This window comes from Streptococcus sp. CL5.50, assembly GCF_049738015.1.
Taxonomy (GTDB): domain Bacteria; phylum Bacillota; class Bacilli; order Lactobacillales; family Streptococcaceae; genus Streptococcus; species Streptococcus mitis_CA.
Genome location: NZ_JBKOTR010000004.1, coordinates 1 through 26,376 on the forward strand (window position 1 = coordinate 1; position 26,376 = coordinate 26,376).

Sequence of the window (26,376 nt, forward strand, 5' to 3'; positions counted from 1 at the left end):
CTGTTTTCAACTCTTACTATTATACAGGCTTTTTATTTTTTGTCAACAACTTTTTTAAACTTTTTTTAAGTGGTAACTTCTCAACGTAACTTCCACCATAGCGAAACTTAATCTGAAACGCTTTCAGATTAGAGGATTTTGTGCACTCTTTTTTCGATTCTTTTCGACTAATCAAGCATTAGTAAAACCAGTTGAACTTAAGCTTTAAGTAAAAAGAGTCAGCATTATACTGACTCTTCTATTGATTATTAAACTTGGAAGCCCGTTCTTCTCCCCACCAATATGGGATTAGTTCTGCGACTTTAACTGTTTTTCTTATATTATAGTCCATCATAAATTCTGCATCTTTATTTTCAGCATCAAGCTCTAAAAGGAATTCTCTACAGGCACCGCAAGGCATGGCTGAACTTCCACCATAAGGTGGTTTATCTCGAAAGGCTAATACTTTCTTAACCTTAGTTTGTCCCGAGAATTGGTACATATTGAAGAGGGCCGCCCGTTCTGCGCAGAGATGGAAAACACCACAGCTTCCCTCCATACAGAATCCTGTAAATAGTTGTCCATCTTCTGCTTCTACAGCGGCAACGACATGATTAGTATAAACAAAATCAGATACTTCATGTGGATTATACAGTTTCTGTGCTTCTTCGTACATCTTTTCCCAGATGTCCATTGTTGCATCCTTCTTATTTAGAGATTTCTTTTAACATATTTTCGATATGCTGGATTGATTTTTCACGGCCTAACAAGAAGATTGTATCTGGCAATTCTGGTCCATGCATTTCACCCGAAACTGCGATACGAATAGGCATGAAAAGATTTTTTCCTTTAATACCTGTTTCTTTTTGAACAGCTTTGATTTGTGGGAAGATATTTTCTGTTACAAATTCATCATTTGTCATCGCCTCAAGTTTTTCTTTGAAGGCTTCAAGAACTGTTGGGACTGTTTCCCCCGCCATGACTTCGCGCTCTGCTTCTGTCAATTCTGGGAAATCTGAGAAGAAAAGATCTGTCAATGGGATAATCTCATCTACTGATTTCATTTGTGGTTTATAGAGCTCAACTAATTTTTCAGCCTTGTCAGTCAATCGGCCTGCTTCCTCTAAGAATGGTTTTGCCATTTCAAAGATAGTTTCTAGGTCTGCATTCTTGATATAGTCATTGCTCATCCAGTCGAGTTTCTTCTGATCAAAGGCTGCTGGTGACTTGCTCAGGCGGTTTTCATCGAAAAGTTTAATGAGTTCTTCACGAGAGAAGATTTCATCTTCGCCACCTGGGTTCCAACCAAGAAGAGCAATAAAGTTAAAGACTGCTTCTGGTAAATAACCTTTTTTACGGTAGTCTTCGATAAACTGAAGGGTGTTGGTGTCACGTTTAGACAATTTTTTCCCAGTTTCAGAGTTGATAATCAAAGTCATGTGACCGAACTCTGGAGCTTCCCAACCAAGTGCTTCATAAACCATGAGCTGTTTTGGTGTATTAGCAATGTGGTCGTCTCCACGGATTACGTGAGAAATTTGCATATCATGGTCATCGATGACAACGGCAAAGTTGTAAGTTGGGTAACCATCTTTCTTTTGGATAACCCAGTCACCACCGATATTGCCACCTTCAAATTCGATATCACCTTTGACCATATCATGCCACTTGTAGATACCTGACTCATTGACCGCCAAGCGAACTGTTGGGATGATTCCTGCTGCTTCACGTTCTGCGATGTAAGCTGCTTTTTCTTCTTCACTCATACCAAGGTATTCGTTGATGTAGCGTGGTGTTTCGCCAGCTGCTTCTTGGCGTTCGCGTTCAGCTGCCAACTCTTCTTCTGTAACGTAAGATTTGTAGGCTTTTCCTTCAGCTAATAGTTGATCGATGTATTTTTGATACAAGTCCAAACGCTCAGACTGGCGGTAATTTTCATGTGTTTCTGGGCTTTCATCCCAATCCATACCTAACCAACGAAGGTTTTCAAGTTGTGAACGTTCACCATCTTCGACATGGCGTTTACGGTCAGTATCTTCGATACGGATAATAAAAGTTCCACCATGATGACGTGCGTAAAGGTAGTTGAACAATGCTGTACGGGCATTCCCGATGTGTAGTAGTCCTGTTGGACTTGGTGCGTAACGTACGCGGATATCTTTTGACATAGTTTCTCCTATAAAGTCTCTAGGCGTCTGCCTTTTTGCTCTCTATATTATATCACAAGTCTTGGCTGAGGCCAATTTCTATGGATAAAGAGAGTAAAAAGAGTGGACAAGCCACTCTTTTCTTCTATTATAGACGTGCGTTAAGTTCTTTGCTCAATTCTTCAAATCCTGGTTTTCCAAGAAGGGCAAACATGTTACGTTTGTAAGCTTCAACACCTGGTTGGTCAAATGGGTTGATAGCATTCAAGTAACCTGAAAGAGCGATAGCCAATTCGAAGAAGTAGATTGTGTAACCAAGAGTGAAAGCATCTTGCTCAGGAAGAGTCACGTACATGTTTGGCACGTCACCATCTGTGTGGGCAAGAAGAACACCATCAGTAGCTTTTTTGTTTACAAAGTCAACGTCTTTTCCTTGAAGGTAACCAAGTCCATCAAGATCTTCTTCCAAAGTAGGGATGATCACGTTCTTACGAGGTTTGTCAACGCGGACAACTGTTTCAAACATGATACGAGTTCCTTCTTGGATAAATTGACCCAATGAGTGCAAGTCTGTTGAGAAGTTAGCTGAAGTTGGGTAGATACCTTTTTGGTCTTTCCCTTCTGTTCAAGCACCCCTTGTGGATGCATCTGCTGGAAATTCCCTTACACTGACTGGCTAGTTTGATTGACTTGCCAATCAACCACTGCGTCATCTATTTTTTCTAATTTAGACCGAGAAGCCTGGACTTTTTGTCCAGGCTCTGAATCAATTTTTTAGACTTTTATTTTTCTAAATTGCTTGATTTTAAATTTTGTTATGGTCAAGCAGTTTCGAAAATCTGAATGGTAGAGTCCTTTTCAATTACTACTGCTTGGTCTGCTGCAACATGGAGAGTGCCCGGCAGGCTGCCCTCTTTTGAACCATCAAAAGAAATCGTGATATGGCCCAGTCCAGTTAAATTTTTTTCTACTACATTTCCTACGGCAGTAATCGAATATTCCTGACTATCTACCACCAGCTTTCCACCTTCTAGTATTGCACCTAGAAGATTTTTGTTATCGATTTTAAAACAATACTCTGCTAAGTCTTCCGGAGCTTCTTCTCCAAACAAAATGAGCATATTGGCATCTTGAATCATATTCTGAGCTTCAGGCCCCACTTGAATTACTTTAGCTTCAAAAATTTTCTTCATCTAATTCCTATTCATCCTTTCTCAAATCTGTCATAAACTTATGCTTATAGATAAGTTTAACATAATAGTTGCTATGTTTACGTGCATCTATCAAAGGTTTACTGATAAAGGCCAATACTAGCTATCCAAGCTACTAGCACCCGCGGAACACCATTGAGAAAGCGTGAATAAAGCACAGAAGGGACACCAACCTCAACTGTTTCAGCCTTGGCTTCAGATAGACCGAGTGCTACAGGAATGAAATCACAACCGTTTTGAGTGTTGATAGCAAATATAGCTGGCAGAGCCATTTGGGGCGGAATATTCCCTTTGCCGATTTCAACTCCAATTAAGGTTCCAATAATCTGACTGATAACAGCTCCGGGGCCTAACAAAGGAGATAGGAATGGCAAGGAACAGATAAAGCCAATCAAAATGAGTCCCCAGATGTTCCCAGCTAGGGGAACCATTAATTTTGCCAGCCAATTTCCAACACCTGAACCTTGAATAACCCCAATCAGCAAGGAAACAAAGGCCATGAAAGGAATGATCGTGTTGAGCATTGTTTGGATGGCTTCACGAGCAGCCTGGTTGAAAGTCGCAACGACCTTCCCAGCGCCCATCCCAATTCTTGCTACAATACTTGTTTCAGCTTTTTGCTCTGTAATTTTTTTACTAGTATCGTAAGTTGGCTTTTCTGTTACCACAGTTGTCGCTTTTTCGTCTTCATTAGCAGCAGAAATTTGATTAAGGCCAACTGCTGACACATAGATTTCCTCGGTTATATATTGAGCTAGAGGCCCACTTTTCCCTGTAGCGACAATATTTATTGTAGGGATCCCCTTTTTAGGATAAATACCACAGCGAAGAGTACCGCCACAATCCACGATTGCTAAAGCAATTTCCTCATCTGGGATAGAAGTTTTAAACCCATTAACAGCTTCCATACCGGTCAAATCAGCAATTTTATCCACAATATCTGGCTTTTCTCCTCCGCCAGTGATATAGATGAATTTATGCTTAGCTTCACTAGGTGTAATGACCAAAGGTCCTCCGAAACCGCCATTTCCTTTAACAACTTTTATACTCTTATATGACATAATTTCACTCTTTCTATAAATCAAATGTTTTACTCAAGGTAACACCTTGCTGTTTTGCTACATAAGCAGTTGTAAAATCGGTCACCCAACCGCCTACAAAGTTCATGACAAGCCCAACAAGCATGTAACGAATGGCTAAGTCCATTTGACTTAAACCTAAAGTTTGAATTCCTGTTGCAATTCCCATCCATACAAACAATTCCCCAGGATTGATATGCGGAAATACACCATTTGAAGTATGGCAGAACTGCATCTGAGCTGCTACAAAACTAGGTTTATAATATTCTGGTAAGAAACGTCCCATACTGATTGCCATCGGATTCCCCAGCATAAAGGCTGAAATGAAAGGTAAAATCATATACCGGCTAACAGGATTTTTAGCAGAAATCTTAGCCAGGGAATTGACCTTCTCTTCTCCCAAGAAAGCGATAAGGGTATTCATTGCAATCAATAGCATTAAGACAAGTGGTACAATATTTGTCATCCAGCTAATAAAGGTTTCTCCACCTAATTGGAAGAGTTTCATAAAACTCTCTGCAAAATTTGTAATGTGATTCATAAGGAACTCCCTTTCTTATTTTTTTTAAATAACTGTTTAATAGATAATTGTAAGTAATCCGCATAAAAGCCGAATCCCAGAAAAGAATCAGAAGAACTTGTCTCTTTCTCAATACCTGCCTCATGCCAAAGATAGACTTTTCTAGCATCTTCTATGGCTGATTGCATCAACTTATTTTCTTTTCTCACAAGAGGATTATACTTGTCAAAATAATGGATGTCTTCTCCGACATAATCATCCATATTTTGAAAACGCGCTAAGATTGTGACTCCTTGCATTTTGCTAGCTTTAAGAACCCGACCGTTTTCATCAACCGCGAACATGACAATCGTACCGGATTTTATTCTTCCGGACTTCCTGCCAATCGCTACGCGCCCCAGTTTTCGGAGCATCGTATAGGTCTTATTGAAGTCTTTGAGTTGCTGCCAGCCGAGGAACATTTGAAATATATAAGCTGCCATGACAAATACAGCGAAAATTATTAGCGAATTCATTAAAATACTCCTTTGCTCTTAGAAAATGATAGAAACTCTGTCTCTGTTTCTACAGCCCTCAATGCTTCTTTTAGAGAAGGCTCTCCTGCAATTCGAAAAATATCGTCATACAATTCCAGCAATTCACTTTCCATTTTTCTTTCAATTTCTGAGGGTATGGCGACTAGAAAGATAAATTCAATCCATTCATCTCCTTTTTGATAAGGCTCTTCTAGTTTTCCGAACATTAAAATAGTCTTTGCATAACCCTGGTTAATTGTATGGGGGAAGGCAATTCCTCCACCAAAAATGGTTGATTGCTTTTTCTCCCTATCAATTATCCGATTTCTAAAACCTTCATCAATCATCTGAAGTTTCTCTAACTCTGCAACCATATTTAGCAAGTATTGCTGATAGGTTTTTTGGGGACTCAACCGAAGAAAACGTAAGCTGACTGTTTCTAGATTTTTTTGATGAAAAGCATTGACCCTCTGCCATTCTTCCTGCAGCCATTGATCATCAAAAAGATGATTAACTTGAATGACTGGAGATTTAGAATCTTTATATTTTAGAGGAACTGTCGTAAAAATCGCGAAATAGTCCTGATTCAAATCCAGATTAAAATCTTCTTCAGAATACTGAGTAATGTCTACATCATTTCCAAGGATTCGTCTGAGTTGCTGAATAATCATCGCAGCAGTTCCTCTTCCTGTTGTGCAAACTACAGCTATCTGCTTGCGAGAACCATTTACAACAGAGTTTTGCTTTCTTAAAATCATTTCAAAATACAAAGCCAGATATCCGATTTCAGATAATTCCAATTCAGAACCAAAAATTGCAGATAGTTCTTCTCCAGCAATTTTCGCCATTTCAAAAGCAAAAGGATATTGAGTTTGAACCTCGCCATGGAATATATCATTAGCTTGCACATGGAAAATCAGTCGATTGATTAAGGGGCCTAGATGAGACTTGATTTCTTCAAATAATTCTTCATCATCAAAGTTAACCAACATTGTTTCTTTGACTTTCTTGACAATCCCTTGAAAAATGTTTGCAAGCTGTTCAGATTGATAAGACGGCTTGCTTAAAGTGTCAATAAAACGGATATTAAACGGAAAACACAAAAAGTCTATTTCAAACTGACTGAGGGAAATCTTATAAGTCATCTCAATATGATAGATTAATTTTTCAACCAAAGGTGTCTCTGTTAAATCATTCCTATAGTAAGGAATAGGGCAACTCAACACCCTAGATGCATGAATACGCTCCACCATAATTGAAATTGTCTTTCGAAGGAGTTCCTTTGTTTCTTTCGGGATTTTATACTCCTGGAGTAGCGTCTCCAGAAAAGAAGATGTTGCCTCGGTGAGTGTCTTTCCTTCAAAGTAAGGGGCCACTTGGTGAATATAGAGCAAGCGCAAATTCAGCTCGGACCCCAAGACCTCCAGCCCACGGTTGGGCTTTCCTGAAATAGTGATAGAGTAACTCTCTGCCAAAGATTTTACTTGTTTTAAATCCTTATTAAGGGTACTTCTACTAACACCTGCTTCCTCAGCCAAGTCGTCAATAAGAAGAGGGGAGGTTGACTTAATTAAACGTTTTAGTAAATAGGCAATTCTTTTACTGGAAGAATTGAAGTCACTCTCCCGTTTTAAACTACCAGATAAAATCCCTTCCAACTCAGTATAGTCATACACCTCTAACATTAACTTATCATCTTGTGAGATAATCTGGATACTCGGAGCCAAAACATCATTTAATTGTTGGATACTCTTTTGCAAGGTTTGCATACTAATATCCAGCTCTGAGCGCATATCTACTAAGGAATAAGTTGGCTGTGAGACCATTTTTTCTAAAATGTTATACCATCGATTTACTATGGTCAACTCTCTTCCTCACCTTCATTTTTTTAACCGCGAGTTTTCCCTCCGGCAATATTTGTAGTGACTCCAGTTATATAGCTAGAACGGTCTGAAATATAGAATGCTACAAGGTCAGCTACTTCCCGTAGTTTACCACTTCGTCCCAAAGGAGTTGTTGAAGTTGAAGCATAACCAGCTCGAATATCTTCTACCGTCTTTCCACGGGTATAAGCAAGAGCTTCCTCATAAGAAAGAGTTCGAAGTCCCGTAGCTTCCATAATTCCTGGAGCAATTCCAACCACACGTACACCATGCTTACCCAGCTCTTTTGCCCATGAACGAGTGTAACTATAGACTGCTGCTTTTGTGGCAGCATAGGCACTTTGTCCTTCAGAACCTTCCAAGCCTGCTTCTGAAGCCATGTTCACAATTACACCTTTTCCATTTTTCACTAAAATACGTCCCACTGCCTGACTAACCAGATACAAACCTTTTTGATTAATCATCGTTACTTTTTCGAACGTCTCATCGTCCAATTCGTAAGGACCTTTAGGATTTTCTGCATCGATTAATAATCTAGGGATATTAATCCCTGCATTATTGACCACTGCATCAATATTGCCAAATCTTTCAACTATTTTGGCAACACCCTCTTCTACTTCAGAGCGAGAAGTTACATCAACTTTCACAAATAATAGATTTGGATGACGCAAATCGTTGTCGCTAAGATCGAAATTCGCTACATTGACACCTAATTCCAGCAATTCTTCAACGATTGCCTTACCGATCCCAGATGACGCGCCAGTCACAAGAACTGTTTTGCCTTTTATGTTTAACCAATCATTCATTTTGATACCTCTCAAATTTTATTTACAAGGCAATTATACAGCGCTTTCATAAAAGAATTAAGACACTCTTTTTTACACTTTTAAAAAAAATAATAAACTAATTAAGAGGCTTGTACTAAAAATCCACAAGAAATGAACTTGTGGATCTTTTTATATTCTAAATGAACTCAAAGCATATGAGAATCAAAGGCGTGCATTCAACTCAGCACCCAGCTCTTCAAAGCCTGGTTTCCCAAGAAGAGCAAACATGTTTTTCTTATAAGCTTCAACTCCAGGCTGGTCAAATGGATTGATACCATTCAGGTAGCCAGAAAGAGCAATAGCCAACTCAAAGAAGTAAATAGTGTAGCCCAAAGTGAACTCATCTTGCTCAGGAAGAGTCACAAACATATTTGGAACTCCACCATCAGTGTGTGCTAACAGCACTCCATCTGTAGCTTTTTTATTGACAAAGTCAACATCTTTTCCTTGCAAGTAGCCAAGACCGTCCAAGTCTTCTGCCAATTCAGGAATCAGCACATTTTTGCGAGGTTTATCTACACGGATAACTGTTTCAAAGAGGATACGGGTACCTTCCTGGATAAATTGTCCCAGAGAGTGCAAGTCTGTTGAGAAGTTAGCTGAAGTTGGATAAATCCCTTTTTGGTCTTTCCCTTCTGACTCACCAGCCAGTTGCTTCCACCACTCAGAGAAGTATTGCAGAGATGGTTCATAGTTAGCTAGAACTTCTGTCAGATAACCTTTACGGTACAAGATATTGCGTACAACTGCATATTGATATGCTTCATTTTCAGCCAACTTATCAGAAGCATAAGCCTTGCGAGCAGCATTTGCTCCTTCCATTAACTTGCTGATATCAGCTCCTGCAGCTGCGATTGGCAAGAGCCCCACTGCTGTCAATACTGTAAAACGACCACCTACACTATCAGGCACTACAAAAGTATCCCAGCCATTAGCATCTGCTTCAACCTTAACTGCACCTTTAGCGCGGTCTGTAGTTGCGTAGATACGTTGGTTAGCTTCTTCTTGACCGTACTTCTTAACCAAGAGTTCTTTGAAGACACGGAAAGCAATAGCCGGTTCAGTTGTTGTACCTGATTTAGAAATCACGTTTACTGAGAAATCTTTGTCTGATACATAGTCTACCAAATCAGCCAAATAGCTTGAAGAGATAGAGTTTCCAGCATAGAGGATCTGAGGTGCCTTGCGTTCTTCCTTTCTTTGCAAGTTTACAAATGAATTATTCAAGAAATCAATAGCTGCACGAGCTCCTAAATAGGAACCACCAATACCGATTACGATCAATACCTCACTATCAGATTGGATTTTAGCAGCAGCCTTTTGAATACGAGCAAATTCATCTTTGTCATATTCTTCAGGTAAGTTCAACCAGCCAGTCATTTCTGCCCCAGGACCTGTACCATTTCGCAGAGCAGAATCTGCTGCAGTCACTTGAGGCTGCATATAATCTAGTTCATGTGGTGCAACAAATTTATCTAATACTTTTGAATAATCAAATTTAATATGTGACATAATATTCCTCCAAAATTTCTTCTCTTCTATCATAACCCTTACCTTAGATTTTTTCAAGTTTTTATACTGAATTTTTCCAAATTTTATCATAATTTAAACATTTGCGTAAAAAATGTTACAATATTAAAATTTGAACGAAATAAGACAAAAAAACGACTAGGTTTCCAGTCGTTATAATTCATTCAATAAATACTCAAATAATTCTAAGTTGCCATCTTCTTCATTGACCAAAAATTCTGGATGCCACTGCAAACCGATAATGCGGTGTTCGTCGATAGACTCAATCGCTTCGATGGTTTGGTCTCTTGGGTCAACAGCAGTTACACGGAAATTAGGTGCCAAATCTTTAATGCTTTGACGATGGACGGAGTTAACCTGACTTTCTTTCCCAAATAGCTTAGCCACCACACTTCCTTCTACTGTCTCAATAGAATGAGATGTCCCGAAAGGTAGTCCTTGCCAGTGGCCTTCGATTTCTTGATTGAGAGTTCCCCCAAAGGCAACATTGACAAGTTGGACACCGCGACAGATTGCCATGATTGGTTTATTCTGACGAAGCGCTTCTTTCAAGAGTGCCAATTCAAATTCGTCACGCACTAGGTTGTAATCATCACTCTCGATGGTCTTTTTCTCTCCATAAAACTGAGGATGGACATTTTGACCGCCTGTCAAGATAAGTTTGTCAATCATTTCTACATAATCGCGAACAACTGACTCATCACCAATAGGAATGACTAAAGGGAGACCACCGACTTGACGAATGCTCTCTGCGAATCTACAAGATACAGATGAATGAATGTTTTTGCCCTCTGCGTCTACGGGACATAGATTTGCAGCAACTCCTACAACCGTTCTAGCCATGATGCCTCTCCTTTCGAATGTTAACGATAGTCTTATCATATCACTCAAAATGACTTTCGTCTAATATGTTTTTTTTAAGGCTGTGATAAATATTTTTTATGGACAAGAAAAAGCTGCCCAAGGGGACAACTTTTTTCTTATTCAAAAACAAATTGATTGTGATAGAGTTCTGAATAGAAGCCACCCAGTTTCAAGAGTTCATGGTGGCTACCGCGTTCAATGACTTCTCCATCTTTAAGGACAATAATCTGGTCTGCATTGAGGATAGTCTTCAAACGATGGGCAATGACGAAACTAGTTCTGCCTGCTACAACCGCCTCCATGGCATGCTGAATCTTGCTTTCTGTCACAGTATCTACGTTCGAAGTGGCTTCATCGAGAATGAGAACCTCTGGATCTGTCATCAGGGTTCGAGCGATAGAAATCAATTGCTTTTGTCCTGTCGAGAAGATGCTCTGGTCATCATCTATAAGAGTATCGTACTTATCAGGCAAGCTTTCGATGTAGTCGTGAATATGGGTTGCCTTGGCTGCTGCCTCAACCATTTCTTGACTAGCATCTGGCACACCAAAACGGATATTGTCTCGAATCGTTCCGCTAAACAAGACCGAATCTTGCAAGACAATTCCCACCTTGCTTCTGAGACTATCTAAATCATAGTCACGGATGTCTTTACCGTCAAAATAAATCCCACCAGCATTAACATCATAAAAGCGATTGATGAGGTTCATAATAGTCGTTTTCCCTGAACCCGTCGGACCAACAACCGCTGTCATCTGGCCTTTAGGAGCAGAAATGCTGACATCTTTCAAAATGGGTTTATCAGGCAAGTATGAAAAATCAATATGACTAATTTCAACACCTTCTTGCAACTGAGTGAAGGTCGGAGCATTTTTAGGTCGAATTTCTTCCTCTGCATCAAACATTTCCTGAATCCGTTCAGCACCTGTAAAGGCTAACTGAAGGCTTCCCCAACTTGCCGCAACTTGAATAATAGGCTGGTAGTACTGCTGTGAAAATTGGGCAAACATAACAATCAAACCTAGGGCTGTACTTGTTTCAATAGACTTATCATTCAAAAGTACAGCTGAACCAGCAAAGATGACGATGGCTGTGTTGACCAGACTCATCCCATTCATGACAGGGAAAAGAATTCCTGAGAACATTCTTCCTTTAAAGGTTGCCTTGCGCACGCGCTCATTTTGTTCAAGAAATCCTGCCATCATATCCTCTTGAATACCTTGCACAATCACGGCTTTTTGACCTGAGATACTTTCATCCATATAGGCATTGAGCTTCCCTACCTCTTTCTGCTGGAGGTTGGTATATTTCCGTGCCATTTTCACGATAAAAATCAGCATGAGAAAGGCCACTGGTGTACTGGCAATAGTGATGAGGGCCAGCGTCACATTTCTCGAAAACATGACAAGAATCAGACCAATGTATAGAACGATGTTGCTCATGACCTGAATCAAGCTTTCGTTAAAAGCTTGGAGGATATTATCCAAATCACTGGTAAAACGAGACAGGATATCTCCATCTTGTCGGCGGTCAAAGAAAGAAACCGTCAAGCGAGCAAGCTTACCGAAGAGGCCTTTGCGCATCTCGTTAGTCGACTCTGCAATCACACGCGTCATGAGACACATGTATATCACACTAGAGATAAATAGAACCAAAACCAGCAGTCCAAGATTGACCATGATTCCTGATAGACTTTGCCAAATAAGTTCTGGATTGCCATCTTGATAAGCTTGAACTAAATTAGCTAGCTGCGTCACTGCTTGTCCAGAAAAGACCGGAAAGAGGGCTTGAGCAAGAGTCGCTAAAACAATCATCAGGATAACAACTACAAATGATAGCTTATAAACTTTAAAATAATTCCAAAAAAACTGAACTGTCTTCATTTTACTCCTCCTTTCCTTTCTGTGTTTCATAGATTTCACGGTAAACGGCATTGTTAGCAACCAAGTCTGCATGCGTGCCTTGACCAATCAATCGTCCTTGATCTAGAACCAAGATCTTGTCTGCATGAACTACCGAGCTAATCTTTTGAGCGATGATAATAGTTGTTGTTCCCTTCAAGTCCTTATTCAAGGCTTCCTGAACCAGGCGCTCTGACTTGGCATCCAAGGCTGAGGTCGAATCGTCAAAAATCAGAATACGTGGATTGCTGACAATTCCACGAGCAATCGACATCCTTTGCTTTTGCCCACCAGAGAAATTGGTTCCCCTTTCCTCAACTGGACTTTCAAAGGTTTTCTCCATACGATGAATGAATTCACTAGCCTGGGCAATATTAGCTGCGCGTTCCATTTCAAATAGAGTAGCATCTCCCTTACCCTGTCTCAAGTTGTCTGCAATCGTTCCACTGAAGAGAATGGCACGTTGAAGAACGATAGAAACTGTTTTACGCAGGGTTCCTTCACTCACTTCGCGAATATCCTTGCCTCCGATTTTGATAGCCCCTTCCTGTGGGTCAAAGAGACGTGGAATCAATTGAGCCAAGGTTGATTTTCCTGCACCAGTCGCTCCAACGACACCAACCATTTGACCAGGTTCAATAGTAAAGCTCACATCTTTCAGCATCGGTTCCTTGTCCATTGGATAGGTAAAGGTCACATTTTCAAAGCTAAGACTTCCGACCAACTCTTCATCTGGTACATCCTTGAAGGTCATGGCTGGCTCTGCGTCAAGAATTTCTCGAATACGACGCATGGAAATCATGGCACGGCTGACAGAATTTCCTAAAAATCCAACCATAACAATGGTAAAGATAATCTGGCTTAGGTAATTAACAAAGGAAGCAATGGAACCAACAACTGACGGATCCGACTGAACCATCCCAGCAACTAGCCAAATAGAGAGGAAAACCGTCCCGTAGCCGACTAACATCATAAAGGGTTCCACTACTGAAAAGGCATAACCAATGTAAAGGTTTTGACCAAGAAGCTCGTCTGATACCTCTGTAAACTTAGCAAACTGCTCTTTTTCTTGGACAAAGGACTTGACCACACGAACACCGCGCAGATTTTCCTTGGCAATGGCATTGATGCGTTCAAGAAGGGTTTGAAACTTGGCAAAACGAGGCCCCATCATTCCCATCATGACAGCAGTCAAGGCAAAAATCAAGACTACCATGAGAACAATCACCCACCACAGAGAAGGTAGGGTTTGAACCGCCAAGATAAACGAACCGATGAACAAGAGGGGGAGTCTGAAAAGAATTTGGAAGGTCATCATGACGACGTTCTGAATCTGGTTGATATCATTTGTCATTCGAACGACTAGATTTCCCGCATTAAATTGTTCAATATTGGCATAAGAAAAGGTTTGGATTTTACGGAAGGCATCCTCTCGAAGGTCGGATGAAACTCCTTGAGCAATATAGGCTGCAAGGATAACATTGACCCCACCAGCAACCAGACCGACCACGGCCACACCAATCAACCAAGCCCCTATACTATAAATAGCTTCATATTTTCCAGCAAGGAGGGCGTCTAACACTTCCTGCAGATAACGCGGTTGCAAAAGTGAACTAGCAACCATCAAGCCTGTCATCAGTAGCGAGGCCAGGGCTTGCCACTTATAGGTTTTTATTTTCTGAATCAGCATACTTTCTCCTTAAAAAATAGACAAAAGGGAGCGACAATGCGTCAGCTCCTTCTCACTCTGTTTGTGTGATGTTATTCTAGCAAAAAAGTGGGAACTTGTCAAAGAAGTCTCCTTGATACAGCTAGAATGACAAGGAATTCATTCTTTATAATTTTTGTTTTAACTCGACCAAGACATTCATAGCCTGCATAGGTGTCATATTGTAAACATCCAATTTAGACAATTCTGCTAGGATAGGATGTTCTTCTGCCGTATCAAAGAGTGAAATCTGTTCAGTGACAGCACTTGTTTGCCTCATCAGACTTGAACTTTCTCCCCCTTGACTCTCCAGTTGAGTCAAAATCTTATTCGCCCTTGCTAAAAGATCTGCTGGCAAGCCAGCGATCTTGGCAACATGGATACCGTAGGATTTATCGGCTGGTCCTGGTTCAATCTTGTGAAGGAAGGTGACCTGCCCATCCTGCTCCAAAGTTGCCACGTGGACATTAACCAAGTGTTGTAAACTAGACTCCAGACTAGTCAACTCATGGTAGTGGGTCGCAAAGAGGGTCTTAGCTCCGATGTGCTCATGGATATATTCGATGATAGACTGAGCAAGAGCCATCCCATCATAAGTTGCAGTTCCACGTCCCAATTCATCAAAGAGAATGAGAGAGTTCTTAGTCGCATGCGAAATGGCATTGTTAGCTTCCATCATCTCTACCATAAAGGTTGACTGACCTGAAACCAAGTCATCTGCTGCTCCGATACGAGTAAAAATCGCATCAAAAATAGGTAAATAGGCGCTTTCTGCTGGCACATAAGAACCCAACTGGGCCATAACTGCCGTCATGGCTAACTGACGCATATAGGTTGACTTCCCACTCATGTTGGGCCCTGTAATCAGTTGAATACTGGTATCTTCTGCCATCTGAATCGTATTTGGAATATAGGTCTGAGCCCCCATAACCTTTTCAACAACAGCATGGCGCCCTTTCTGGATATCAATTCGCGAATCATCTCCGAATTCAGGTCGAATCAAATGCTGGGTTTCAGCAACAACTGCGAGACTTTGCAGGACATCAACTGTCGCAATTCCTTGGGCTAGAACCTGCAAACGCTGGATATACTTGCTGACCTCTTCACGAATACGCATAAAGATTTCGTACTCTAGATTAGCTGACTTCTCACGCGCCTCCAGCATATCTCCCTCGATACGAGCTAATTCCTCGGTTCCAAAACGTTCCGAGTTTTTCAGCGTCGCCTTGCGGAAAAAGTGGGCTGGCACATTCCCCAGTTGTGAATTGGTCACATGGAAATAGTAGCCATCCTTCTTATTGTAGTCAATCTTGAGCGTGCTGATACCAGAATTTTCTCGCTCCTTAGCCTCAATCTCAGCAATCCAGCTAGTCCCTTCTCTGAGAACGCGACGGTACTTGTCTAAAGTCTCATCAAATCCAGTCCGGATAATACCACCTTCCGTAATCACATGAGGAGCTTCAGGAGCAATCGCTGCGCTAATCAAACTCTCCAACTCAGGAATTCCATCCAGTTGTTCTATAAAATAAGCTAGAGCAGGTTGCTCCATGCCTTCTAAAATCGCACGAATCCGTGGCACACTAGACAAGGTAGTCGCCAACTGCAAGAGATCCTTGGGATTGGTTTTACCAAAAGAAACCCGACTAGCCAAGCGCTCAATGTCATAAACACCCTTGAGACTGTCTGTCAAATCACTACGCTCAAAGAAATGGTCGAGAAAGACCTGCACCACTTCTTGGCGTTGGACGATTCGTTCCTTATCAATCAGGGGGCGATGAATCCAAGACCGCAAGAGCCGCATACCCATAGCTGTTTTGGTTTCATCCAAAAGCCAGAAAAGACTGCCTTGCTTCTTGCCTGATCGAGCATTCTCAACCAAATCCAGACTAGCCTTGGTCGCATAATCCATCTGCAAGAAATCCTTGATTTCATAGCGGATAACAGGCTTGAGGTGGTTCAATTCCCTCATCTGAGTTCGATGGACATACTGGAGCAACTTACTAGATGCCGCTTGCTCCACAGCTGCTAATCGTGAATCCAGTAAATGAAGGTCTTCAAAGCCTTCTTTTTCATAGGAAAGTACCAGATTCATCTGACGACTAAGGATTTGTTCCTCTTCCTCAGACAAGTCATAGCCCAGCACCACTTCTCGCGCCTTGAGATTACGGATTTCCCCACAAACCAGCGTGAAATCCAAAAGACCTGTCACATAAAAGTCACCCGTCACCAGGTCCATATAAGCTAGGCCAAATTGATTGCCTTTGCGGTCTATGGCAACCAAGAAATTGTTCTGACTATCCGGCTTACTGCTATCGACCACTGTCCCTGGCGTAATGACCTGAACAACCTCTCGTTTTACAACCCCAACTGCTTGTTTAGGATCTTCCATCTGTTCAGCAATGGCTACCTTATAGCCCTGCTCAATCAAGACATCGATATACTGTTGGGCAGAATGATAGGGAACACCCGCCATAGGAATCGGATTGTCGGCATTCTTGTTGCGACTCGTTAAGGAAATTTCCAGAATCTGCGCAGCATTGACCGCATCCTCATAAAATAATTCATAAAAATCACCCATCCGAAAGAGCAAAAAAGCATCTGGATATTGCTTTTTAATATCCACATACTGTTGCATGCCGGGTGATAGCTTTTCTGTCGTCATTGTCCGTCTCTCCTTGTCAAAAATAAGTCTTGAGAGCAACTCCCAAGACCTTACTTATCTTTCATCAAATCTAGCAAACGATCTTCCATGAGTTTGGCAACGTGCTGGTCTCGACAAATGACCAATAAGGTATTGGCACCAGCAACTGTTCCTAAAATCCATTCATCCTTGTTTGCATCTACAATATTTGCTAAAACAGAGGCTTCGCCCAATTTGGTATGAAGTACCAAGGTAAACTCTGCTCTTGCAACACCTTCTAAATGATGAGACAAAAATTCCACCAAATCAATCTTTTCTGTCTCATTTGCTAGTACATAATACACCATATCATTTTTCTTGACCTTGGTCAAGCCGATTTCGCGCAAATCACGAGACAGGGTTGTCTGCGTCACAAAAACATTGTGCGCCTCCAACCGATCTTGAATTTCTTTTTGTGTACTTAATTTCTCCTCAGTAATCATTTTTTTTATTAACTGATGACGATCTCTTTTTCTCATAAAATCCTCTTATATGCATATTTATAACTAATTTTATAACTATATTATACCAAAAAAACAGGAGATTTCAAAAATTTTTTCTTCTTTCTTTAAAATTGTGATAAAATAGTAGAAAAGTCCAAAAAGGAGCTCTTAATGAATACAAAAGAATTGATTGCTAGCGAGTTGGCTAGCATCATTGATAGCCTGGACCAAGAGGCTATTTTAAATTTACTGGAAACCCCTAAAAACTCAGAAATGGGAGACATCGCTTTCCCTGCTTTTTCTCTTGCAAAAGTCGAACGTAAAGCACCTCAAATGATTGCTGCTGAACTGGCTGAAAAAATTAACAGCCAAGCCTTTGAAAAGGTTGTTGCAACAGGACCTTACGTCAACTTTTTCCTTGATAAATCTGCTATTTCTGCTCAAGTATTGCAAGCTGTTATCACTGAAAAAGAACACTATGCTGACCAAACTATTGGCAAACAAGAAAATGTTGTTATCGACATGTCTAGTCCCAATATCGCTAAACCATTCTCTATTGGTCACCTGCGCTCAACTGTTATCGGAGATAGCTTATCACATATTTTCCAAAAAATCGGTTATCAAACGGTTAAGGTCAATCACTTGGGAGACTGGGGTAAGCAGTTTGGGATGCTGATTGTTGCCTACAAAAAATGGGGCGACGAAGAAGCTGTAAAAGCTCATCCAATCGATGAACTCCTTAAACTCTACGTTCGCATCAACGCTGAAGCTGAAAACGACCCTAGCTTGGATGAAGAAGCACGCGAATGGTTCCGTAAACTTGAAAATGGTGACGAGGAAGCTCTCGCTCTTTGGCAATGGTTCCGTGATGAAAGTTTGGTGGAATTTAACCGCCTTTACAATGAATTGCAAGTCGAATTTGATAGCTACAACGGAGAAGCCTTCTACAACGATAAGATGGATGCAGTTGTAGACATTCTTTCTGAAAAAGGACTTCTTGTTGAGTCAGAAGGTGCCCAAGTTGTCAATCTTGAGAAATATGGAATTGAACATCCAGCCCTCATCAAGAAATCTGATGGTGCAACTCTCTACATCACACGTGACTTGGCTGCAGCCCTTTACCGTAAAAACGAATACCAATTTGCTAAATCTATCTACGTTGTTGGTCAAGAACAATCTGCCCACTTTAAACAACTCAAAGCTGTTTTGCAAGAGATGGGCTACGATTGGAGTGAAGACATTACTCACGTTCCTTTTGGTTTGGTTACAAAAGAAGGGAAAAAACTCTCTACTCGTAAAGGGAATGTCATCTTACTAGAGCCTACTGTTGCAGAGGCTATTAGCCGTGCCAAGGCCCAAATCGAGGCTAAAAATCCTGAACTAGAAAACAAAGACCAGGTAGCACATGCTGTTGGGGTTGGAGCCATTAAATTCTATGACCTTAAGACCGACCGTACAAATGGATACGACTTCGACCTAGAGGCTATGGTATCCTTCGAGGGTGAAACTGGACCTTACGTTCAATACGCCTACGCTCGTATCCAATCTATCTTACGCAAAGCGGATTTCAAACCAGAAACAGCTGGCAACTATAGCTTGAATGATGCTGAAAGCTGGGAAATCATCAAACTCATCCAAGACTTCCCACGTATTATCAACCGTGCGGCGGATAACTTTGAACCTTCTATCATTGCTAAATTTGCAATTAGCTTAGCTCAAGCCTTTAACAAGTACTATGCACACACGCGCATCTTGGATGAAAGCTCAGAACGCGACAGCCGTCTAGCCCTTAGCTATGCAACAGCAATCGTTCTCAAAGAAGCCCTTCGCTTGCTTGGAGTAGAAGCACCTGAGAAGATGTGATTCAGTACTAACAATTGGAACTAAAGTTCCTAATTGTTAGACGCTAGCCGCTTATATGCGGACTAGCTAACTGCTTCACTAGTAAAGAAACATAAATATTATCGATTTATGTTTCTTTACGTCGTAACCAGAGACACTTGCCTAAACGCCTCACTAAATTGGTCAACCAAATCTATTAATTGGCTTAGTGGCTGGTGCTAATCTTCAAGTCACTAGAATGTAAAGCAATCTAAGTAACTTACACTAAATCTATACGGATTTTGGTTTAGAGGTCTATCAGAAATCTTATCAAGTTTTGCTGACTTGTTCTGCTATTTTAGATCCACTAAATCGATTTACTCACTACTACTTCTTTATCATACAGGGAGATTTCCTATGAGCCAATATGCTTATATCCTCGTTGTGATTAGCTTGGTTTTCCTTTTTCTGCTCAATAAGTACGAGAAGGAGAGACTGCAAAAACTCTACCAAGAACAACTTTTGAAGGATGAAACATTTAGGACTGATATCAAAGAGAAAATTCACACGACTGAAAATATCAATGATGTCATTGCTTACATCAATAAAACTTATCATCTGGGAATGTTACTGTCAAAAGACATTACAGATCAATTGAAATAAACCGAGCTATTCTTTTAAGGAATATAAAAACCGAGACTGAGAGTTTGTCCCTTCGTCTCGGTTTTTGTGTATTTTTCAAGTAACAAAGCCACCACTCCCCAGTAATGCAAGTGCAAAATCCTCTAGAATATGATAGAATAATGAAAAGGACTCTATTAAGGAGGAAAACATGGAAAAACAAACCGTCGCCGTCTTGGGGCCTGGTTCTTGGGGAACTGCCCTTTCACAAGTCTTAAATGACAATGGACACGAGGTACGTATTTGGGGAAATCTTCCCGAGCAAATCAATGAAATTAATACCTATCATACTAACAAGCACTACTTTAAAGATGTCGTTCTAGATGAAAATATCATTGCCTACACTGACTTAGCAGAGGCATTAAAAGATGTAGATGCGATTTTGTTTGTTGTCCCAACAAAAGTGACACGACTTGTTGCCCAACAAGTTGCAAAAACCTTAGACCATAAGGCTATCATCATGCACGCATCAAAGGGATTAGAGCCTGATAGCCATAAACGATTATCAACTATCCTTGAAGAAGAAATTCCTGAACATCTCCGCAGTGATATTGTCGTTGTTTCAGGACCTAGTCATGCGGAAGAAACCATTGTACGTGACCTGACTTTAATCACTGCTGCTTCTAAAGATTTACAAACAGCTCAATATGTTCAGGAACTCTTTAGTAATCACTACTTTCGACTTTATACCAATACGGATGTTATCGGAGTTGAAACTGCTGGTGCTCTTAAAAATATTATTGCTGTCGGTGCTGGAGCTTTACATGGTTTGGGATTTGGTGACAATGCCAAGGCAGCCATCATCGCTCGAGGCTTGGCAGAAATTACCCGCCTAGGAGTAGCACTTGGGGCCAGTCCATTGACCTATAGTGGCTTATCCGGTGTAGGAGACTTGATCGTAACGGGAACCTCCATCCACTCTCGTAACTGGAGAGCCGGAGATGCTCTTGGTCGTGGAGAATCTCTAGCTGATATCGAAGCCAATATGGGCATGGTGATTGAAGGAATCTCAACAACTCGAGCAGCCTATGAACTAGCGCAAGAACTTGGAGTCTATATGCCAATTACACAAGCCATTTACCAAGTTATTTACCACGGAACCAATATTAAAGATGCCATTTACGACATCATGAACAATGAATTTAAAGCAGAAAATGAGTGGTCTTAACCCTCTAGAGAAAGGATTCTTATGACATCAAAAGTTAGAAAGGCAGTCATCCCTGCCGCTGGACTTGGAACTCGATTTTTACCAGCAACCAAAGCACTTGCTAAAGAGATGTTGCCAATTGTGGACAAACCAACTATCCAATTTATCGTAGAAGAAGCTCTTAAATCAGGTATTGAAGATATTCTGGTTGTCACTGGTAAATCAAAACGTTCTATTGAAGACCACTTTGACTCAAACTTTGAGCTTGAGTACAACCTCAAAGAAAAAGGCAAACATGACTTGTTAAAATTGGTAGACGAAACAACTGGCATTCGCCTTCACTTTATCCGTCAAAGCCATCCTCGTGGGCTTGGAGATGCTGTCTTACAAGCCAAAGCTTTTGTAGGGAATGAGCCCTTCGTTGTCATGCTTGGTGATGACCTAATGGACATTACTAACGACAAGGCTATCCCATTGACAAAACAACTGATGAATGATTACGAGACAACTCACGCATCAACAATTGCTGTTATGCCTGTCCCTCATGAAGACGTTTCAGCATATGGAGTTATAGCTCCTCAGGGTGAAGGGATTAATGGTCTCTACAGTGTCGAAACTTTCGTTGAAAAACCAGCTCCAGAAGATGCTCCAAGTGATTTGGCAATTATCGGACGCTATCTGCTCACACCAGAAATTTTTGAAATCCTCGAAAATCAAGCTCCTGGTACTGGAAATGAAATCCAGCTTACTGATGCGATTGATACGCTTAATAAAACACAGCGTGTTTTCGCTCGCGAATTTACAGGAGCTCGTTACGACGTTGGGGATAAGTTTGGCTTTGTGAAAACATCTATTGACTATGCCCTCAAACACCCACAAGTCAAAGATGACTTGAAAGATTACCTCATCCAACTTGGAAAAGAATTAGCTGAAAAGGACTAATACTCTTCGAAAATCTCTTCAAATCACGTCAACGTCGCCTTGCCGTATATATGTTACTGACTTCGTCAGTTCTATCTACAACCTCAAAGCAGTGCTTTGAGCAACCTGCTTCTAGTTTCCTAGTTTGCTCTTTGATTTTCATTGAGTATAAAACAAAAAAGATAAGGTTCGAAATGCCTTATCTTTTTTCATTACACAAATTGTCTTCCAACTTCTTCACATCCCCATTCCCTTGTAGAGAAGTAAGACTGCGAGTCCTACGAACAACACTACCGCTACCAGTCTCTGACTAGCGCTATACATCCGTCTTTCACCTTGGACTGGAAAGATAATTGCTAGAAATGCGCCACCAACTGCTCCCCCGATATGGCCTGCTAGGCTGATTCCTGGAATCAGAACACTTCCAATAATGTTAACCACAAAAAGTGTCAGATAAGATTGCCCTAGCTGTTGGATATAAGGATTACGCGTTGCATAGCGAAGAACAATAATCGCAGCAAATAGCCCATAGAGAGAAGTAGAGGCTCCTGCTGCTAAGGATTTGGGACTAAATACAAAAACAAAGAGATTGCCCATCATTCCAGATAAAAGATAGAGAAAGCAAAACTTCTTGGATCCGAAAATTTCCTCTACCTGCCTACCAAGATAATAGAGCGAAAGCATATTAACAATGAAATGCTCCCAACCAATATGAACAAAAATGGCAGAAAAGAGACGCCAAATCTGCTCAGGAAAGAGGCGAATAGCTGGTCCATACATAGCTCCAAATCGAAATAATGTGTCTGCCCTGTCAAAGTTTCCGCCTGTGCTCACCAACATTAGTAGAAATACCAAGGCCGTCACTAAGAGAAAGAAACTCGTCACAGGGTAACGTCTATCAAAGATTTCCTTCATCAATCAGTACCTCCTGAACAGGAATATCATGATTTTCAGAGATAAAGTCCTGAATTTGACAAGGATAAACCGTACTCAAAGTATGACCAGAAAAATGTTCCAGATAGCGGTCATAATAACCTCCACCGTATCCAATCCGATATCCTTCCGTCGTAAAAGCCAGACCAGGAACATGAATCAAATCAATCTGAGAAGCATCCACTACTTCCAAATCTCCCTGTGGTTCCAGTAATCCAAAGGAAGTTTTTACCAACTGCTGTGGATCATAGACCACAAAGTCCATGCGCCCCTTGGGATAGGTTTTAGGTATCAGAACCTTCTTGCCGTCCTTCAGCGCCTGCTCAATCAGTTCCTGCGTTTGAAACTCATGAGAAAAAGAAAGATAGGTTGCGATGACCTCGGCTTCTTGGTAAAAGGGGTGTTGTAAAAGTCGCTCAGTTAAAGCTTGGTCTATAAACTGTTTTTGCTCTCGAGATAAAGCCTTCATTTCTTGTAAGACTTGCTTCCGTAATTCCGATTTCATAGACAACCCCTCTACTCTGCTGCCTTCTTTTTCAGGAAACTAGAGACCGCATCCACCCCAATAGCTAATGCCTCTTCCTTGGGACTCATCTGAGGGTGATGAAGGGCGTAGGGACTATCGATACCTAGCCAAAACATAACGCCATTAACCTTTGAAAGGAGATAACCAAAGTCCTCACCTGTCATAGCAGGATCGATATCAATCAACTCGATTCCGTCTTTCTCTTCAAAGAAGTCCATCAGTTCACGCGCCAAGGCTGGATTATTCTCAACAGGCAGATAACCACCTTGCTTGAGTTCCACTTCGACTTCCATATCAAAGGCAACTGCAACTCCTTCTGCAACTGTTTTGACCCTCTTTTGAACCAAGAGACTCATATCTTGAGTCAAGGCCCGAATAGTTCCATGCAAAAAGGCTGTGTCTGTAATGACATTGTTGGTGGTTCCGGCTTGGAAAACTCCAAAGGTCACCACTGCTCCCTCGATTGGGTTGACATTGCGGCTGACAACTGACTGCACCTGGGTCACAAAGTAGCTAGCCGCCACCAAGGCATCATTAGCTTCATGTGGAAAGGCTGCGTGGCCACCTTTGCCTTTGAAACGGATCTTCACCTCGCAAGTCCCTGCAAAGAGAGTGTGTGTATTGGTCGCAATCTGTCCAACCTTCAAATCTGGCCTAACATGAAGGCCATAAAATTGATCTGGCAACCAATCTCCAAAAGCACCATCCTCATACATGAGCATACCACCAGCTTCATTTTCTTCAGCAGGCTGAAACAAAAAGAGCAGATTGTTCTTTGGTTGCTCTTCAAGGGCGCGCTCTAAACAGCCCAAGGCAATAGTCATATGAAAATCATGTCCACAAGCGTGCATACGACCTTGGTGCTGGGAAGCGAAAGAAAGACCTGTTTGTTCGACGATAGGCAGGCCATCAATATCTGTTCTCCAACCAATGGTATGCTCTGGCTGACTTCCCTGCAAATAAACCAAAATACCTGTCCGCCAAGTACGAACTTGAACAAACTCCTTGCCCGCAGTCAATTTCTCAATCACATCCAACAGATAAGCCTGAGTCTTGAACTCCTCCAAGCCAATCTCTGGAATCTGGTGCAAATCTCGTCTAGTCTGAATCAAATCTAACATCTATCTATCCTCCGATATAGCAGAAAGAGGCTGGAAGAAGGGTTCCGCCTCTTTATTACTTTTACAATTATAAGGTACGAAGCGCATCCTCTAGCGCTGTTTTTTGTTGGGTTTGGGCATCAATCTCTTTGATGATACGAGCTGGAACACCTGCTACCACCACGTTTTCTGGGACATCTTGGGTAACAATAGCTCCTGCTGCGACAACTGAACCACTACCGATTTGGACTCCTTCGATAACCACTGCGTTGGCACCGATGAGAACATTATCTCCAACACGGACTGGTTCTGCGCTAGCTGGCTCAATCACACCTGCAAGAACGGCACCTGCACCAACGTGGCTGTTTTTCCCCACGATAGCACGGCCACCAAGGATAGCACCCATGTCAATCATGGTTCCTGCACCAATTTCAGCACCGATATTGATAACCGCTCCCATCATGATAACAGCATTGTCACCAATTTCAACCTGATCACGGATAATAGCACCTGGCTCGATACGAGCATTGATAGCACGTTTATCTAGCAAGGGAACTGCAGAATTACGAGCATCTTGCTCAACAACATAGTCTTGATTTTCTACCAAACCATCGAGAAGCGGAGCCACATCTTTCCAGTCTCCAAATAGGACATTCCCTAGTTTGACAACAGAGCTAGGTACAGCAGTTGCGAGTTGTCCCTCAAATGTTACTTTCACACTGGTTTTCTTTTCAGCATTGGCGATAAATTGAATAATTTCTTGTGCGTTCATTTTTGTAGCAGTCATAGGCGCCTCCTAGTTCATTTTAATGATACCTATTCTACCAAAAAAGGCCTCAAATTTGAAGCCTTTTTGTTTGTTTTTAGGTATGATTTTTAGGGATGTGAGATAAAACGTGCTGTCGGTAAAAGCAAGCCCCTACCGATACAACCTAAAAACACTCTTCACAACTATCTCCCCGTGTTTTATTGACTATTCTAGTATAGCACACTTTTAGAATTAAGAAAAGACTTTTTATTCACTTTCTTTAGCTTCTTCTATCGATAGGAAAATCATGGGTAAAATAATCAGGGCCATAGCTAGAAGAAGGGACCAATCTACTACCAATCCTAAAAACAAAACACTCAAGAGAGCAGAAGAGAGAGGTTCACTGGCACTGATAACGGAAACCACCAAAGGAGAAACCAAGGAAACTGCCTTCATAGAAATGAAAAAGGCAAAAGCCGTCCCGAAAAAAGCGATAATGAGGCAAATCAAGATACTCCAAATATCCAGAGTAAAGGAAAGCTGGTAAACCGGCGAGAGGACATTGCTAAATAAACCTGCCAAAATCATCCCCCACCCAACCGTGGGTACAAACCCATAACGCTTAGCAAAAGGTTGGGGCAAGATAACATTAAACATGACACCCATGGCACTCAGCAGACCTGTTATAAGAGCTAGCGGTGTCATGGATAACTGAGAGAGATCTCCCTTTGTCGCCATCAAGCAAACACCCAGCATGGCAACCAAAACATAGAAAATAGCGCTTTTTGACGCTCGTTTTTGATAAACCAAACGATTGTAAAAGAGGATAAAGACAGGGCTAATAAACTGTAAAATTGTTGCTGTCGCTGCATTTGAGTATTCTACACAGAGATAGAAAAAATACTGAACTGAAAAAATCCCCAAAATAGCATAGGCCAAAAAGGGTAGGTAATTTTTCTTATCTCGCCAAATATCTAGCACTTGCGATTTTAATTGCACTGCAGACCAAATGAGCACAAGACTCCCTGCCAGTGTCAAACGCATAGAGGTAATCCAGCCAGAGGACACTTGATAATGAGTAAAGAAATATTCTCCTAAAATTCCACAGATTCCCCAGATTAAGCCGGATAGAAGAGAATAAATGGTTCCTTTAACAATCTTTTTCTGATACTGATTCATATCTTTATTGTAACACGAAAGGAAAAAAGAAAA

At 41.3% G+C, this 26,376-nt stretch carries 23 protein-coding genes and 1 pseudogene; 4 read left to right on the plus strand and 20 right to left on the minus strand.

Translation table 11 applies throughout. The features are described from left to right. Window positions 1-238: 238 nt before the first annotated feature. The 15 genes and pseudogenes from ACLNCV_RS03280 to argR form a co-directional block, all read right to left on the minus strand. Window positions 239-673, minus strand: coding sequence for a cytidine deaminase (locus ACLNCV_RS03280; RefSeq protein ID WP_261019339.1), 435 nt, complete (start codon window positions 671-673; stop codon window positions 239-241). A 13-nt stretch (window positions 674-686) separates the two neighbouring features. Next, window positions 687-2,147 carry a glutamate--tRNA ligase gene (gltX, locus tag ACLNCV_RS03285; RefSeq protein WP_424844857.1) on the minus strand — a complete coding sequence of 487 codons (1,461 nt, stop codon included), beginning with the start codon at window positions 2,145-2,147 and terminating at the stop codon, window positions 687-689. A 127-nt stretch (window positions 2,148-2,274) separates the two neighbouring features. Next, window positions 2,275-2,751, minus strand: a pseudogene (pgi, locus tag ACLNCV_RS03290) (glucose-6-phosphate isomerase); the annotation flags it as partial. Between the two features lie 196 nt (window positions 2,752-2,947). After that, the gene (locus tag ACLNCV_RS03295; protein WP_008808177.1) at window positions 2,948-3,319 is read right to left on the minus strand and encodes a PTS glucitol/sorbitol transporter subunit IIA; all 372 of its coding nucleotides are present in this window, start codon (window positions 3,317-3,319) and stop codon (window positions 2,948-2,950) included. Between the two features lie 98 nt (window positions 3,320-3,417). After that, window positions 3,418-4,398, minus strand: a complete 981-nt coding sequence (srlE, locus tag ACLNCV_RS03300; RefSeq protein WP_020992831.1) for a PTS glucitol/sorbitol transporter subunit IIB — start codon at window positions 4,396-4,398, stop codon at window positions 3,418-3,420. Between the two features lie 13 nt (window positions 4,399-4,411). Next, window positions 4,412-4,957 (minus strand): PTS glucitol/sorbitol transporter subunit IIC, encoded by a 546-nt coding sequence (gene srlA, locus ACLNCV_RS03305; RefSeq protein WP_001015684.1) that lies wholly within the window; start codon window positions 4,955-4,957, stop codon window positions 4,412-4,414. Then, entirely contained in the window at window positions 4,954-5,451 is a 498-nt protein-coding gene (locus tag ACLNCV_RS03310) for a transcriptional regulator GutM (protein ID WP_424844858.1), read from the minus strand. The genes srlA and ACLNCV_RS03310 overlap by 4 nt, the downstream gene beginning before the upstream one ends. Continuing rightward, window positions 5,451-7,277: a BglG family transcription antiterminator gene (locus ACLNCV_RS03315; protein WP_424844885.1), complete on the minus strand. Its 1,827-nt coding sequence runs from the start codon at window positions 7,275-7,277 to the stop codon at window positions 5,451-5,453. The genes ACLNCV_RS03310 and ACLNCV_RS03315 overlap by 1 nt, the downstream gene beginning before the upstream one ends. 62 nt (window positions 7,278-7,339) lie before the next feature. Continuing rightward, window positions 7,340-8,140, minus strand: a complete 801-nt coding sequence (locus tag ACLNCV_RS03320) for an SDR family oxidoreductase (protein WP_001000837.1) — start codon at window positions 8,138-8,140, stop codon at window positions 7,340-7,342. Window positions 8,141-8,323: 183 nt separating this feature from the next. Further along, window positions 8,324-9,673, minus strand: coding sequence for a glucose-6-phosphate isomerase (locus tag ACLNCV_RS03325; RefSeq protein ID WP_000018239.1), 1,350 nt, complete (start codon window positions 9,671-9,673; stop codon window positions 8,324-8,326). Window positions 9,674-9,844: 171 nt separating this feature from the next. Continuing rightward, complete coding sequence (locus tag ACLNCV_RS03330) at window positions 9,845-10,534, minus strand: gamma-glutamyl-gamma-aminobutyrate hydrolase family protein (protein ID WP_424844859.1); 690 nt, start codon at window positions 10,532-10,534, stop codon at window positions 9,845-9,847. 137 nt (window positions 10,535-10,671) lie between these two features. Then, on the minus strand, window positions 10,672-12,438 hold the full coding sequence (gene patB, locus ACLNCV_RS03335; RefSeq protein ID WP_424844860.1) for a multidrug efflux ABC transporter subunit PatB: 1,767 nt from the start codon (window positions 12,436-12,438) through the stop codon (window positions 10,672-10,674). 1 nt (window position 12,439) lies between these two features. Next, window positions 12,440-14,146, minus strand: coding sequence for a multidrug efflux ABC transporter subunit PatA (gene patA, locus ACLNCV_RS03340; protein ID WP_125393528.1), 1,707 nt, complete (start codon window positions 14,144-14,146; stop codon window positions 12,440-12,442). A gap of 145 nt (window positions 14,147-14,291) precedes the next feature. After that, window positions 14,292-16,826, minus strand: a complete 2,535-nt coding sequence (gene mutS, locus ACLNCV_RS03345; protein WP_424844861.1) for a DNA mismatch repair protein MutS — start codon at window positions 16,824-16,826, stop codon at window positions 14,292-14,294. A gap of 50 nt (window positions 16,827-16,876) precedes the next feature. Continuing rightward, window positions 16,877-17,323 (minus strand): arginine repressor, encoded by a 447-nt coding sequence (argR, locus tag ACLNCV_RS03350; protein WP_001231476.1) that lies wholly within the window; start codon window positions 17,321-17,323, stop codon window positions 16,877-16,879. 135 nt (window positions 17,324-17,458) lie between these two features. Here argR and argS point away from each other — a divergent pair, with 135 nt between their 5' ends. The 4 genes from argS to galU all read left to right on the plus strand — a co-directional run bounded on the left by argS (window position 17,459) and on the right by galU (window position 21,878). Further along, on the plus strand, window positions 17,459-19,150 hold the full coding sequence (argS, locus tag ACLNCV_RS03355) for an arginine--tRNA ligase (RefSeq protein WP_424844862.1): 1,692 nt from the start codon (window positions 17,459-17,461) through the stop codon (window positions 19,148-19,150). 375 nt (window positions 19,151-19,525) lie between these two features. After that, window positions 19,526-19,771: a hypothetical protein gene (locus tag ACLNCV_RS03360; protein WP_000084858.1), complete on the plus strand. Its 246-nt coding sequence runs from the start codon at window positions 19,526-19,528 to the stop codon at window positions 19,769-19,771. Window positions 19,772-19,940: 169 nt separating this feature from the next. Continuing rightward, window positions 19,941-20,957 carry an NAD(P)H-dependent glycerol-3-phosphate dehydrogenase gene (locus ACLNCV_RS03365; RefSeq protein ID WP_020903403.1) on the plus strand — a complete coding sequence of 339 codons (1,017 nt, stop codon included), beginning with the start codon at window positions 19,941-19,943 and terminating at the stop codon, window positions 20,955-20,957. 21 nt (window positions 20,958-20,978) lie between these two features. After that, window positions 20,979-21,878, plus strand: coding sequence for a UTP--glucose-1-phosphate uridylyltransferase GalU (gene galU, locus ACLNCV_RS03370; RefSeq protein WP_424844863.1), 900 nt, complete (start codon window positions 20,979-20,981; stop codon window positions 21,876-21,878). A 216-nt stretch (window positions 21,879-22,094) separates the two neighbouring features. Here galU and ACLNCV_RS03375 read toward each other — a convergent pair whose 3' ends face one another. The 5 genes from ACLNCV_RS03375 to ACLNCV_RS03395 form a co-directional block, all read right to left on the minus strand. Then, the gene (locus tag ACLNCV_RS03375; RefSeq protein WP_261100380.1) at window positions 22,095-22,772 is read right to left on the minus strand and encodes a rhomboid family intramembrane serine protease; all 678 of its coding nucleotides are present in this window, start codon (window positions 22,770-22,772) and stop codon (window positions 22,095-22,097) included. Beyond that, window positions 22,756-23,295, minus strand: coding sequence for a 5-formyltetrahydrofolate cyclo-ligase (locus tag ACLNCV_RS03380; protein ID WP_045610951.1), 540 nt, complete (start codon window positions 23,293-23,295; stop codon window positions 22,756-22,758). The genes ACLNCV_RS03375 and ACLNCV_RS03380 overlap by 17 nt, the downstream gene beginning before the upstream one ends. A gap of 11 nt (window positions 23,296-23,306) precedes the next feature. After that, window positions 23,307-24,437: an N-acetyldiaminopimelate deacetylase gene (locus ACLNCV_RS03385; RefSeq protein WP_261050175.1), complete on the minus strand. Its 1,131-nt coding sequence runs from the start codon at window positions 24,435-24,437 to the stop codon at window positions 23,307-23,309. A gap of 67 nt (window positions 24,438-24,504) precedes the next feature. After that, on the minus strand, window positions 24,505-25,203 hold the full coding sequence (gene dapD / locus ACLNCV_RS03390; RefSeq protein WP_000127460.1) for a 2,3,4,5-tetrahydropyridine-2,6-dicarboxylate N-acetyltransferase: 699 nt from the start codon (window positions 25,201-25,203) through the stop codon (window positions 24,505-24,507). A 228-nt stretch (window positions 25,204-25,431) separates the two neighbouring features. Beyond that, window positions 25,432-26,343, minus strand: a complete 912-nt coding sequence (locus tag ACLNCV_RS03395) for a DMT family transporter (RefSeq protein ID WP_261050173.1) — start codon at window positions 26,341-26,343, stop codon at window positions 25,432-25,434. Between the last annotated feature and the right edge of the window lie 33 nt (window positions 26,344-26,376).